This is a genomic window from Streptomyces sp. NPDC002896 (assembly GCF_040295225.1).
In the GTDB taxonomy this organism is placed as follows: domain Bacteria; phylum Actinomycetota; class Actinomycetes; order Streptomycetales; family Streptomycetaceae; genus Streptomyces.
Genome location: NZ_JBEOVA010000019.1, coordinates 155,664 through 169,616, shown reverse-complemented (window position 1 = coordinate 169,616; position 13,953 = coordinate 155,664). Strand labels below are relative to the sequence as shown.

General features: G+C 68.6%; 7 protein-coding genes. 4 read left to right on the top strand and 3 right to left on the bottom strand.

Annotated elements, in window-relative coordinates; translation table 11 throughout:
* The first annotated feature begins 255 nt into the window (after positions 1-255).
* The 4 genes from ABT009_RS30695 (at position 256) to ABT009_RS30680 (ending at position 12,161) form a co-directional block, all read left to right on the top strand.
* Complete coding sequence (locus ABT009_RS30695) at positions 256-2,418, top strand: N-6 DNA methylase (protein WP_351302106.1); 2,163 nt, start codon at positions 256-258, stop codon at positions 2,416-2,418.
* A 417-nt stretch (positions 2,419-2,835) separates the two neighbouring features.
* The gene (locus ABT009_RS30690) at positions 2,836-4,101 is read left to right on the top strand and encodes a serine/threonine-protein kinase (RefSeq protein ID WP_351302103.1); all 1,266 of its coding nucleotides are present in this window, start codon (positions 2,836-2,838) and stop codon (positions 4,099-4,101) included.
* Between the two features lie 136 nt (positions 4,102-4,237).
* Positions 4,238-7,102 (top strand): SNF2-related protein, encoded by a 2,865-nt coding sequence (locus tag ABT009_RS30685; protein ID WP_351302100.1) that lies wholly within the window; start codon positions 4,238-4,240, stop codon positions 7,100-7,102.
* A 25-nt stretch (positions 7,103-7,127) separates the two neighbouring features.
* A complete protein-coding gene (locus ABT009_RS30680; RefSeq protein ID WP_351302097.1) occupies positions 7,128-12,161 on the top strand; it encodes a class I SAM-dependent DNA methyltransferase in 5,034 nt (1,677 codons plus the stop codon).
* A gap of 280 nt (positions 12,162-12,441) precedes the next feature.
* Here ABT009_RS30680 and ABT009_RS30675 read toward each other — a convergent pair whose 3' ends face one another.
* The 3 genes from ABT009_RS30675 to ABT009_RS30665 are packed head-to-tail and all read right to left on the bottom strand — an operon-like array spanning position 12,442 to position 13,856.
* Positions 12,442-12,813: a hypothetical protein gene (locus ABT009_RS30675; RefSeq protein ID WP_351302094.1), complete on the bottom strand. Its 372-nt coding sequence runs from the start codon at positions 12,811-12,813 to the stop codon at positions 12,442-12,444.
* Positions 12,814-12,834: 21 nt separating this feature from the next.
* The gene (locus ABT009_RS30670; RefSeq protein WP_351302118.1) at positions 12,835-13,026 is read right to left on the bottom strand and encodes a DUF397 domain-containing protein; all 192 of its coding nucleotides are present in this window, start codon (positions 13,024-13,026) and stop codon (positions 12,835-12,837) included.
* A gap of 14 nt (positions 13,027-13,040) precedes the next feature.
* Complete coding sequence (locus ABT009_RS30665) at positions 13,041-13,856, bottom strand: helix-turn-helix domain-containing protein (protein WP_351302091.1); 816 nt, start codon at positions 13,854-13,856, stop codon at positions 13,041-13,043.
* Between the last annotated feature and the right edge of the window lie 97 nt (positions 13,857-13,953).

Here is a 13,953-nt window from a genome sequence, read left to right as displayed (position 1 = left end):
GCCGTTGCTGCGACGGTGGGGCCTGGAAGGAAAATCGGTACAAGAGGCTCTGAAGAGTGGCAATTCGAGCTGACCGGCGAGGTTGTGCCCGAAACGGCAAGCGCCCACGGCGCTGTGCCCCCCTCCAGCACAGCCGCCGTTCGGAAGCACGAGTAGATAAGCATGGACGTGAAAGCACTGTCAATCACGCTGTCAGATGAGGGCAGCGGTGTAGGGTGCTACCAGTCCCCTCCAGAAAGGGCCAGGAACCTTCCCATGCCCCAGCCATCAGCGCAGGTGACAGCGGCGGAGATCTCGCGCATCGCGGGCGTCACGCGCGCCACCGTCAGCAACTGGCGACGGCGGCACAGCGACTTCCCGGTCCCGTCCGGCGGCACTGAAAGCAGCCCGCTGTACGACCTGGAGGCGGTGCGCGTCTGGCTCGAGGGACGTGGCCAGACCTCCGCCGCCACGCCCGCCGAAGAGCTGCGAACCGTGCTGCGCCTGCACGGCGCGGGCTCGGGTGCCGCCGCACGCCTGCTCCCTGTGGTGCTCGCCGCTTCCCGGCACTCGGCCGACGGACTGTCCGCCCTGGCGGACCTGCCCGACGAGGAGATCGCCGCGAGGGCGGGCGTCGCCACGGCAGATCTCGCCGATGCCGTTCCAGAGGCTGATGCCATCCGATTCGGTCCGGACGACGCGTCGGCATTGCGCGCGTTGGTCCGCTGCGTTCGGGACCAGGGGGCACAGGCCGCTCTCGACGTGCTGGCCGAGCATGAGCTGGAGGACAGCGCCGCCAGTGGCACCTACCAGACCCCCGCCGAACTGGCCGATCTCATGGCGCGCCTCCTACCGGCGCTGCGAGGCGCGGTCCTCGATCCGGCGTGCGGCAGCGGCACGCTGCTGACCACCGCCGCCCGCCATGGCGCGCGTGAGCTGTACGGCCAGGACTCCGTGCCCGTGCAGGCTCAGCGCAGCGCCGTGCAGCTACTGCTGTCTGCTCCCGACGCGCAGGTGGCCGTACGAGCCGGGGACAGCCTGCGCGCGGACGCGTTCCCGGACGTCACGGTCGACGGAGTGCTGTGCAATCCGCCGTACGGCGACCGCGACTGGGGGCACGACGAGTTGGCGTACGACCCCCGGTGGGCGTACGGCGTGCCGCCGCGCGCGGAGTCCGAACTAGCCTGGGTCCAGCATGCGTTGGCACACCTCGCACCAGGCGGCTACGCCGCTCTGCTCCTGCCTCCGGCAACCGCCTCGCGCGCCTCCGGACGCCGCGTGCGCTCTGAGCTGGTCCGCAGCGGGGCCCTGCGGGCGGTCGTGGGTCTGCCGGCTGGCGCGGCCGCGCCCCTGCACATCGGACTCCAGATCTGGGTGCTGCAGCGCCCCGAGCCGGGCGGTGCGGATCGCACCTCCGTACTGTTCACGGACGTGAGCGGGGGCCTGCGAGAGGGCGTGCCGGACTCACCGACAGGGACACGGCTCAGCGCGCCGCGCCCGCGTCAGCGCCGCGACTCCCTCGACTGGGACACGTTGTCCGACACCGTGCTGAGCCATTGGACGGCATTCTGCGCCGACCCGGCATCCTTCACCGACGAGCCGGGTGTGGCACGCGCCGTCGCGGTGATCGATCTCCTCGACGACCTGGTGGATCTCACGCCCACCCGCCAGGTCCGCGCCACACCGGCCACCGTCGAACCGGCGGAGGTGGCACGACGCGCCGAGGACCACCGAAAGCTCCTCGCAGACCACGTCGACGCGCTCAGCGAAGCCGCGCGCCACGGCGCGTGGAAGCCGATCGGTGACTCCGCGCGGCAGTGGCGTACGGCCACGGTCTCGGACCTGGCCCGCGGCGGCGCGCTGGAGATCCTGCGCGCGGCCCCGCAAACGGCGAGGGAGGGACACAAGGCCGAACAGTGGCGGGCAGAGAACGCCGGCCGTCCGGTGCTCACTGGCGCCGACATCGCGCGCGGCGAACCCGCCTCGGGCGGCCTCGACGACCTCCAGGCGGAGACCTCGCCCGTGATAGAGCCGGGCGACGTGCTCGTCCGCCTGCTCGCCGGCGGCAGCGGCCCCATGGCACGCATGGCCGACGAACAGGATGCAGGCGCGCTGCTGGGCCGCACGGTCTTCCTTCTCCGCCCCGACCCGACGCGGCTGGACCCGTGGTTCCTCACGGGTTTCCTGGGCACGGAGGACAACATCGCCGGAGCGTCCACCGGCAGCACCACCGTCCATGTCCAACCAGGGCGCCTGCGCATTCCGCTGCTGCCGCTGGAGGAGCAGCGCCGGTACGGCGAGGCCTTCCGCCGCGTCCACGAGCTGCGCACGGCTGCGCGCCGAGCCGCGGACCTCGCACTGGAGACGGCGGACATCCTCACGACAGGCCTAACGGCGGGAGCGCTACTCGCGCCCGACATCGACTCGGAGTCGCCGTGACCGAGTCACCGCGCATTGTGCCGCCCGGCTCGACGCCATGACAGCGACGGTCTGGGAGCTCGTTCTGCTGTCGCGCAGGGGCGACGGGCCGATGCGGCCGCGGGCCACGGACGCTCTGCGCACGGGCGAGGTGCGCCGACTCCCCGAGGCCGGCCCTGATGAGCCGGGCCCGGAGGACACGGCCTGGCTCTCCGCGATCACCGACAGACGAGGTGGGAGGCCGCCTGTAGGGCAGGGCGCAAGGGCCGGTCGGCCCACACCCGACCGACACTCCTCCACAGGTTCTTCACCCCAAGGGGTTGATATCTCCATCCCACAATCCCCATCCAAAGCCCGAGTCGCATCCACTACCGTGTCTTCAGGCGCACATCGCCGCTGATCAGGCGCCTGCCAAGAGACCGACATTCGAGGACATACGTGCAGATCACGCCCCTGAGCCCCGAGGACCCCGTCTCGCTGGGCGATTTCGAGCTCCTCGGTCGGATCGGCCAGGGAGGCATGGGCCAGGTCTTCCTGGGAGAGTCGCCCGGCGGCGAGCCTGCCGCGGTGAAGGTGATCAAGCCGTCCGTCGTGGACTCCGAGTCCCGGCAGCGGTTCGCGCAGGAGATCGAGGTGCTCAAGACCATCTGGGGTCCGCGCATCGCGGCGTTCCTGGGAGCCGATGCCGAGGCGGAACAACCGTGGCTGGCCACCGAGCACGTGGATGGACCCGACCTCGCCCGGCACGTGAAGTCACACGGCCCGCTCCCTTCCGTCCTCACCGCGGCGCTCGGCGCGGTCCTCGCCGAGGCACTGTCAGCCGTGCACACACAGGGCCTGCTCCACCGCGACCTCAAGCCGGCCAACCTCCTGCTCGGGCCGAACGGCCCGATGATCATCGACTTCGGTCTGGTCGCCTTCACCGAGTCGCATGTCTCACTCACGGCCCCCAACCAGGTGGTCGGCACTCCGATCTGCATGGCTCCCGAGCAGGCCGCCGGTGTGAAGCCGCTGACGGCGGCCGTCGACGTGTACGCGCTGGGTGCAGTGCTGCTCTTTGCCGCAACAGGCCACTATCCGCACGAGGCGGCGACCCCGTACATGGTGTTCCACCTGGTCACCGACCCTGGTACGGCGCCGGATCTGTCCGGTGCACCCAGCGAACTGGTGCCTCTCCTGACCGGCATGCTCGCCCAGAACGCCGAGGACCGGCCCTCGCTGACCGATGTGGTGCAGCAGTGCCGCGCGGTCGTCGAGGCCCAGGGCATGAAGATCGCCCAGGCACGTAGGCGCCTCACCGCGCACACCGCAGGACAACAGCACGAGGCCGCGACTGCGGACACCTCGCCGAGGTCCACTGCCGCACCTACTGTCGCCTTCGAAGACCTGCGTACGGTGACCGCCCAGCCCGCCCAGGACGCCCAGGACGCACCGCCGCTCCCGCCCAGCCCCCAGGTGCCCGAGCCCACCATGGTGGACACGCCCGGCCCCACAGCGCCGACGGTTCGCGACGCTCCCGAGCCGGCGCTCCCCTCCCAGGCCTCCCCCTCCGAAGGCGTGCAGCGTGAGCAGCCGACGCCAGGCCGCCCACCGAAGGCCTCCCGGCGGCCCAAGGAACCGACACGCACGCTGCGCCACTCCGTGCAGGCCCGCAAGACCGCCGAGCAACTCCGCACCGCGTACGCGGCCCTGGCCCCTTTCTGACAAGTGAGCCCGACCTACGGCTCAAGCCACAGCAACCCCCTTGACCCGCGCCGCCCAACGGCTCGACGGTGACACCACCGGCGACCGAGAACCGACGCACCCAGCCCGCTGACGTGACCGCCCAGGAGGCACCCGCGTGACCGCCGACTTGACCACCGCGCCCGCGACGAGCGGCGAGGACGCCCAGTTCCCGCCGGGCGCGCAGATCCTCGTACGCGACGAGGTGTGGCTGGTGCGCAACGCGACGCGGACCGAGCACGACGGTGCCCGCATCGAGGCGGTCGGCGCCTCCGACTTCGTACGTGACCAGGAGGCGGTGTTCTTCACCGCGCTGGACCGGATCGAGCTGCTCGATCCCCGGCAGACGCGGCTGGTGCGCGACGACTCGCCCAACTTCCGCCGCTCCCGCCTGTTCCTGGAAGCGGTCCTCCGCAAGACCCCGCTCCCCCAGGCCGAGCGCGGCCTGGCCCTCGCGGACTCCTTCCTCCTGGACCCACTCCCCTACCAGCAGCGCCCAGCCCAACTCGCTCTCTCGGGCCGCAATCTCCGCCCCCGCCTGCTGATCGCGGACGTCGTCGGCCTCGGCAAGACCCTCGAAATCGGCCTGACCCTCGCGGAGCTGATCCGTCGCGGCCGTGGCGAACGCATCCTGGTGGTCACGCCGCAGCACGTCCTGGAGCAGTTCCAGCACGAGCTGTGGACGCGGTTCGCGATCCCGCTCGTGCGACTCGACTCGGTGGGTATCGAGCGCATCCAGCGCGAGATCCCGGCGGGCCGCAACCCGTTCACGTACTTCAAGCGCGTCATCGTCTCCATCGACACGCTCAAGAACACCGACCAGTACAAACACCATCTGGAGCGCATCACCTGGGACGCCGTCGTCATCGACGAGTCGCACAACCTCATCAACAAGGGCTCCCTGCGCAACCAGCTGGCCCACACGCTCGCCCCGCACACGGACGCCCTCATCCTGGCCTCCGCGACCCCGCACAACGGTGACGCCCGCTCGTTCGCCGAGCTGATCTCGCTGCTCGACCCGGCGGCGATCCGCAACCCGGAGCACTATCGCGCCGAGGACATCGAGCACCTCTTCATCCGGCGTACGAAGGTCAGTCCCGAGGTGCGGGACCAGATGAAGGGCCAGTGGGCGAGCCGCGGCCCGTCCCGCTCGATCCGGATCGAGGCCACGCCCGCCGAGGAGAAGATCTTCGAGGAACTGGCCCAGACCTGGCTGCCGGCGGACGGCTCCAAGTCTGTCAGCGACGTGCCTCTGTTCCCGTACACGTTGCTGAAGTCCTTCCTCTCCTCGCATGAGGCGCTGAAGTCCACGGTCAAGACGCGTATCAAGACGCTGGAGAAGAAGAACGCCCCGGAGTCGACGGCCGCCGAGCGGGCGGCCCTGCAGCGGCTACGGGAGCTCGCTTCAGGGATGTCCGAGGAGGACTCGGGCAAGTTTCAGGCGCTGCTGGAGCAGTTGAGGGAGATCGGGATCGGCCCGAAGTCCGACACCAGGGTCGTGGTCTTCTCAGAGCGCGTGCAGACTCTGGAATGGCTGGCCAGGACCGTACCGGAGGCTCTCGGCTTCAAGGGCAAGGCGGCCCAGGAGGCGGCCCGCGTCATGCACGGCGGCCTCTCGGACGAGCAGCAGATGCAGTGCGTGGAGGACTTCGGCCTCGCGGACACGCCCGTGCGCATGCTGTTCACCGGCGACGTCGCCTCCGAGGGCGTCAACCTGCACCGGCAGTGCCACCAGCTCATCCACTACGACGTGCCGTGGTCGCTGATCCGCATCGAGCAGCGCAACGGCCGTATCGACCGCTACGGGCAGCCGCACGAGCCGCAGTTCCGCGCGCTGATCCTCGCCAGTTCCGTCGAGGACGCCAAGGACGACACCCTGGTCGCCGAACGGCTCCTGGACCGTGAGGCCGAGGCCCACCGGTCGCTGGGCACGGCGGAGGCGGTGTCGGGCCTGTACCGGGCTGAGGCGGAGGAGAAGTCCCTCATCCAGGACCTGCTGCGCGGCCGCACCGTGGACGAGTCGCTGGACGCACGCCACCCTTCCGACGCTGACGGCGACGACGCGATGGACGACTTCCTCGCCGACTTCTTCGGCGCCGTCGGCGACGAGCCCGAGGACGAGAACGCGGAGGACGGCTCCGGCTCGATCCGGAAGGCGGACGTGCCCCGTCTGTTCGCCTCGACCCGCGAGTTCCTCGACGAGGCGCTGCGCGAGGTGTACCCGGACGCCCACGACCGGCTGGACCTGTCCGCGGATTCCGAGTCGGGCCTGCTGTCGTTCGTCCCGCCGTCCGATCTGGTCCACCGACTCAAGGCGCTGCCCCCGGAGTACGTCCGTGAGCAGCGTCTGCGCGAGCGCCTGCTGGTGACCTTCAACCGGCGCCTGGCCGACCACAGCCTCCAGCGCGCCCGCGCCTCCGCCACCTCCAGCTGGCCGGAGATCTCTCTGCTGACCGATCTGCACCCGGTGCTGGAGTGGCTCACCGACAAGGTCCTCGTGCGCCTGGACCGCCAGGAGGCACCGGTGCTGACGGCCGACGTGCCCCGTCCCACCTACCTCGTCCAGGGCATCTACTCCAACGCGCTCGGCCGCCCGACGGTCGTCAAGTGGATGGCCGTCACCGCGGACGGAGCGGTCGACGACGACATGGTGGCGATACTGCAGCGGGCCGGCGTCGGCCCCACGATGGCGAACCCCGGCATCGCCCACACCACAGACCGCCTCGCCGAGGCGATCCCCGCCGTCCTGGACGCGGCCGAGGCGTTCCTGGAGCGCCACCGCGAGGCGTGGGACGAGCCGCTGAGGGCCCCGATCGACGAGTACAAGGCCCGCCTCGGGTCGTGGGAGCAGCCCACCTTGACGGGCGGCGGCTCCTCGTCCGGCACCCGCGAGCGCCTCGCCTCGCTCGCCGACTCCCTGCTGACGACCGGCCGCCCCATGCTGCGCGTGCTCGCCGTCCTCGCCCCCGCCCACGCCGCCTGACCGAACGCCTCAGAGGTTCACGACGATGACGTACGACTCCCTGGTCAACCGCGGCGACTACTTCTCCGCGCACTACCTCGCCGAGGTCCTCCCCAAGGACCTCAAGTCCGGCCTGCTCGCCCAGTGGAAGCAGCGCGAGGAGGACGCCGCCGACACCGAGCGGCCCGAGGGCGCGCTGCCGGTCACCCCGCGCGCGGGCCTGCGGGCGCTGCGCCGCCCGTACTTCGCGGCGCGCTCCTACTTCACCATGGACGAGGAGCGCGCCGCGACGGGCGACGCCGCCGCGACGTACGACGCACCCGAGTGGCGCGAGCGGGTCCGGGCGCTCAACGCGCAGGTCCTGCGCGCCCTCGGCTTCGATGCGAAGCCGCGCACGATCACCGTTGTGCGTGCCGACCAGGCGTACGAGGTGACAGTCGCGCACGCCGAGAAGGGCCTGGTCGCGCTGGACTGCGGTTGGTCGGCGGAGCCCGACGACGCGCTGGACCCGGACGGCGCGGGCCGGCTCCTGGACGAGCTGCGCCTGGACGGCCAGCACACGATCCGTACGGGCTCCAAGCTGGCGTCCTTCCTCTTCGCGAGCGAGGACGCCCCACGCTATGTCCTGCTGCTGGTCGGCGGTGTCGTCGTCCTCGCCGACCGGGCCGCCTGGGGTGAGGGCCGCTATCTGGCGGTGTCCCTGGACATGGCTCTGGAGCGCAACGACACGAAGGTGGGTGGCGAACTCGACACGGTGGCCGCCCTGTTCGGAGCGGACTCGCTGCGGACGCCGGAGGAGGGCGGCGAGAACCCCCTCGCCGAGCTGGTCGACAAGTCGACCAAGCACGCGGTGGGCGTCTCCAGCGAACTGCGGGACGGTCTGCGGCTGAGCGTCGAACTGATCGCCAACGAGGTCCTGGACCGTCTGCGGGAGGCCGGGGTCCGGCCCGAGGAAGTGAAGGAACTCCCCGAGCTGGGGCGCCAGTTGACCCGCGAGTCGCTGCGCTACCTCTACCGCATCCTGTTCCTGCTGTACGCGGAGGCCCGCCCCGAGCTGGGCATCCTGCCCTCGGACTACCCCGAGTACCAGATGGGCTACGGCCTGGGCCGCCTCGGCGAGCTGATCGCCGAGCGGGACCTGGTCGACGAGAAGTCCCGCAAGGGGTTCTACCTGTACCAGTCCCTGGACCTGCTGTTCGGCAAGGTCCAGGAGGGCTACCGCCCGCGCCGCACGCACGGCGCGGACGCGGAGGTCATCGGCGAGAAGACCTCTGAGGACCTTGGCCTGCGCTTCGAGCCGCTGCACTCCAAGCTGTTCGAGCCGGAGTCGATCCGGCTGATCGGCGAGCGCGCGATCCGCGACCCGCGCGTCGACGTGGACGAAACGGGCGAGGAGCGCTTCATCGACACGCGCTTGCGCAACGCCACGCTGTACCGGGTCCTGCGCCTGCTGATGCTGACGCGCGGCAAGAAGCGGGAGCGCGGCGGCTTCATCTCGTACGCCCAGCTCGGCATCAACCAACTCGGCGCGGTCTACGAGGGCCTGATGTCCTACTCGGGCTTCGTCGCGGGCGAGGAGCTGTACGAGGTCGCGAAGAACGGCGACTCGAAGGACGGCTCGTGGCTCGTCCCGGCGACGAAGGCCGACGAGTACCCCGACGACGTGTTCGTACGGGTCAAGGACGAGGACACGGGCGAGGAACGGCGAGTGCGGTACGCGCCGGGTGCGTTCGTGTACCGCCTGTCGGGGCGTGATCGGCAGACGTCTGCCTCGTTCTACACGCCGGAGTCGCTGACCCGCGTGACGGTCCAGCTCGCCCTGCAGCACCGCCTGGACCAGGACGGCTCAGTGACCTCGGCGCGCGAGCTCCTGGAGTGGAAGATCTGTGAGCCGGCGCTCGGCTCGGGCGCGTTCCTCAACGAGGCGATCAACCAGGTCGCGGCTGAGTACCTGCGGCGCCGCCAGGACGAGCTCGGCGTCGCGATCGACACGGAGAAGTACGCGGTCGAGCTGCAGCAGACCAAGGCGTACATCGCCCTGCACAACTCGTACGGCGTGGACCTCAACAACACGGCGGTCGAGCTGGCGGAGGTCTCGCTGTGGCTGAACACCATGCACCCGGGCATGGAGGCCCCGTGGTTCGGGCTGCACCTGCGGCGGGGTAACTCGCTGATCGGCGGTCGGCGGGAGGTGTACGGGGCTGAGCGGCTGAAGAAGGGCGGCTGGCTTGGGACTACGCCGGAGCGCTTCCCGCTGTCGGAGGCGATGGCGGGTGCCGCACTGCCCGAGGGCGCTGTGCACCACTTCCTCCTCCCGGCGAAGGAGTGGGGCGCGGTGGCCGCCGAGAAGGAGGCCAAGGCACTGGCTCCGGAGGAGTCGAAGGCGCTGGCGGCCTGGCGCAAGGCGATCACGAAGTCCCCGAGCACCACGCAGACCAAGCGGCTCCAGGGCCTGGCCCGGCGAGCCGAGTACCTGTGGGGCCTGGTGGTGCGACGGTTGGAGATCTCGGAGCGGGAGATCTCGCGGCGGATCGACGTGTGGGGCGCGGAGGACGGCTGGCTGCGCGCGCCGGAGGTCGCGGTCCCGAGGGAGAAGGTCAAGGCGGACCTGGAGGCGGTCGACACGCCGTACTGGCGCCTGAAAACGCTGATGGATGCTTGGTGCGCGCTGTGGTTCTGGCCGGTTCAGGAAGCGGCGCTGCTGGATGGATCGCATGAGCGTTACGCGCGGGCGGCGGAACTGGCCTCGCGCTCGGCGGAGCTGACGAGGTCGGGCGCCCAGGAGGCGCGCGCGTCGACCGACACGTACGAGACCTACGAATCCGAGGATCTCTTCGGCGAGGTCAAGGTTGTCGAGGTCGCGTCGAAGGGCGTCCGCGGAGGCCGCCGCAAGGAGGCGATCCGCGGCGAGCGACGCCCCGTGATTGCCCTGTCGTCGCTGGACGACTGGCTGGACTTCGCGGAATCCCTGCTGGGCACCCACGACGTGCCGGCGGACTCGCTGGTGGCCCAGTTCGACACGCTGGAGCAACTGGAGCGGTACGAGGACGAGCTGCCCGAATGGATGGGCATGGACCGGTCGCACTGGCTGGAGTCGCGGTATCCGTGGGCGGCGGTCGCGGGGGATGTGGCTGACCGTCAGGGGTTCTTCCACTGGGAGCTCGAGTTCGGGCAGGTGTTTGCCTGGGGCGGGTATGACTTGCAGGTGGGGAATCCGCCGTGGGTGCGGCCGCGGTGGGAAGAAGACCTCGTCCTGGCGGAACTGGATCCGTGGTTCAAGCTGGTAGATAAGCCCAGCACTCCTGAGTGGCGCCTGCGCAAGAGTGAGTTGCTCGTTAAGCCGAACTACTTCCTCTTCGAGTTGGCTGCAAACGTCGGCATGGTGGCCATGCTAGGCAGCCCTACAACGTACCCACTGGTCACCGGCACCCAGCCTGATCTCTATCGAGCTTTCATGTGTCACACATGGAACGCCAATAAATCTGCAGGAACTATCGGCCTCATCCATCCGGACACCCACTTCGCAGGGACTAAGGAAGGCCGGCTGCGTGCTGCCACATATCGGCATCTACGAATCCATGGACACTTCCAAAATCGCCGATTGCTGTTCGCCGAGGTGGACTGGAACAAGCAATTCGGTGTCCACATTTACGGAGGCAAGCAGCCGATTGAATTCACACACGCCAGTTGGCTCTTCGATCCAGGTACTCTTCTCGAATCCGTTCTGAACGGCGGCGACGGCCCTCTGCCCGGAATCAAGCACGAAGGCAACTGGGACCTACGCCCTCACCGAGCGCGCCTGGTTCCGGTCACCTTGGAAACCCTGCGCCAGTGGCACCTGCTCTCCGGCGAGACTGGGACAGCTGTGGAGCACACGAAACTTCTCTACCCAGTAACGACGGCCGAGCAGAATGCCATCAGCGCCCTGGCCCAAGCGCCAAACCGCCTGGGCGAGCGGTCCCCATGGATCAGCAGAGGATTCGACGAGAAGGGCGCTAAAGACTCCGGCCTCATCCGCTGGGATACTTCATCGCCAGCCAAGTGGGACGAGGTGGTGCTACGCGGCCCTCAGATCTCGATTGCAACCCCGATCGCCAAACAACCTCCCAATACGTCACACGTCGACAAGCCTACGCCTCTTGTTGGCTTGCCCGCCGACACAGTTCCGACGACCGACTACAGGCGGGCATGTAGCACAGAAGAATTCGTCGCGGCACAAGACAAGTGGAATGGCCGACCGTTCACGGAATATTTTCGCACGGCCTGGCGAAAGATGATTCCCGCTTCTACGGAACGTAGCCTATTTGTCACCGTCATTCCACCAGGACCATCCCACATCGACGGTATCCGGAGCATGGCCTGCCAAAACAATCAATTGACGGTTCTCACATCGGGCTTCTGGTCCAGCCTGCCCATGGACTACGCGCTCAGGATCAATGGACGAGGAAACTTCGATGTCTCAGACGCGCTTGCCTTCCCTGCACCGACCGCCGATCACCCACTCGCCGACGCTCTGCTCCTTCGAACTCTCCGTTTGAACTGCCTCACAGCGGCATACTCCCCTCTCTGGGCGGAGCTCTATCGCATGACGTGGCCCGGCTATGAGGACTGGGCCACCCCATGGCCTCGACTCTCGCCGCTCTCCAGTCAGCTCACTGCCACGTGGACTGCCGAAACCCCGCTCCGCACCGAGTACGAACGCCGAGCAGCACTAGTCGAGCTCGACGCGCTGGTCGCGGTCTGGCTAGGCATCAGCGCTGATGAACTCATCACGCTCTATCAGTCGCGCTTCCCGCAACTGGTGGACTATGAGAGCCAAATGTGGTTCGACGCAGCGGGCCGCCGCATCGCAGCGAACTTCAACGCTTACGGCAGCGGCCAGACCAAGGAAGACCACACAAAACTCCTCGACCACCTGGCCAACGCCACCGAAGTGGCGGCTCCCACGGGCTACACCGCCCCCTTCTACAAGGCCGACCGCGAAGCCGAAATGAGCGCCGCCCACGCCCACTTCCAGGCCCGCCTTGATAAGGAAATCGCCGTCGGCCGCTGGACCCCACCGGGGAACACCGCGGCCTGACGTGTCTGTCCTCGTCGCGGCGGCCGTCTCTCCCTGGGGAAAGGCGCCGCGGCACAGACGCAGAACGCCTTGCTCCGCCTGACCTCATGGTCAGCGGACCAGGGCGTTCCTACAGTCGCGACTCAGCTTGGCGCCGCATGCCCGTCACGTCGTTGCACCTGTACGGGCTTGATCGAAGCCACGTACTCCCCCACAACCTCGTCCGCCGGACGCTCCATACCGGCTAGTTGCTCTCGTACCACCGTCGAGTCCCGCGTACTCAGCTCCGGCAGCAGGCGCCTTAGCCGAATACTCCAGCCCGGCACTCGGAAACGTCCGACTGCTCTGCCTGCAGGGCGAGTTCAACGCCGGGAGAGATGCGGGTAAGTGTCTGCACGTCGAGATCGCATCCTGAGGTGAACTCCCGCCCGGCAATCTCAATCGGCACCTCAAGCACATTCACCGGCGAGGCGACCCGAGCCCGGCCGATGACTCGGCCCCGGTCCCGCCCCGGGTTGTGCCAGCAACCCCGCGTCGTATAGATCAGCAGCTCGTCGCCTGGTTCCAAACGCGCCACTTCGGCCCGCCGACCCGGCGGAAACGCCATTCGTCGCTCGCGCAGCACCCACGCGACGGCTTCTCTCTCGCCGAGAATCAGCAGGTAGGAACACATACGGGCTGGTCTACGGAGGTCTCAGGCCCGTATCGTCCCAAGCAACGCTGTCCACGCAGCGGGCCCAACCGTCAGCACCGGCCCACCCTGTGCCCCACGCTTCGAGTCCCGCACGTGGACGGCAGCGGCAGCAATGGCGACCTCGACGCACTCCCCGCCTTCCTCACTGCTATGGCTGCTCTTGGACCAACGCAACTCGCTGGTCTCAGGCATTCCGTTGTCAATGTTCACAGTTCTCCCAACAACTTCTCGACGTGCGCGAGGGATTCGCGAGGCGTCAGCGCCTGGGCACGAAGTGTGCCGTACTTGGCTTCCAGCGCCCGGACCGGCTCCCGCTCACTGTGGACGCGGCTGACGTTCTGCACCTCCACGTACGCGATCCTGCGCCCTCCCTTCGTCTCGATCAAGGTGAACGGACCGGCCATTCCGGCGTTCTCCTCACGCTCCAGGGGCATGACCTGGATCTCGACGTACCGCATTCCGCTTACCAGCAGGATCTGCTCCAGCTGCCCGCGCAGGACGTCACGTCCGCCGAGAGGGCGATGCAGCACGGACTCGTCGACGACGAAGCTCATCAACGGCGGCGGCTTGCGGTGAAGGATCTCCTGTCGCACCATCCGCGCGGCGACCCGCTCGTCCACGACCACGTCGTCCAGCGGCGGCCTCAGCACCCCGAACACCGCCCGCGCATACTCCTCCGTCTGCAACAACCCCGGAACGGCCTGATTCGCATACACATGCAGCTCAACCGCCTCCGCCTCCAACTTCGCCGCATCCCGGAAGAACTCCGGATACCGCGCCTTGGCGACCTCCTCCTTCATCACCGTAAGCAGACCACCGGCGCCCAGCACTTCGTCCGCCCGCTCGATGAACTCCGGCTTGGGAATCCGCCGCCCCAGTTCCACCGACGCGACCATGTCCTCCCCGTACCCGAGCCGCGCTCCCAACTCCGCCCGCGTCAACCCCTTGACCGTCCGCAGCAACCGCAACTGCTGCCCGAAGCACCGAAGGAACCCCGCCTCGCTCTCACCCTGGCCCGTCAACGGTGACCACTCCCCCACACGTCCAGAACCCCGCGTACAGATCCGCGCTGTACACCCAGCCGACCGTTACTCTCAGTCCACGATACGGACACAAGGC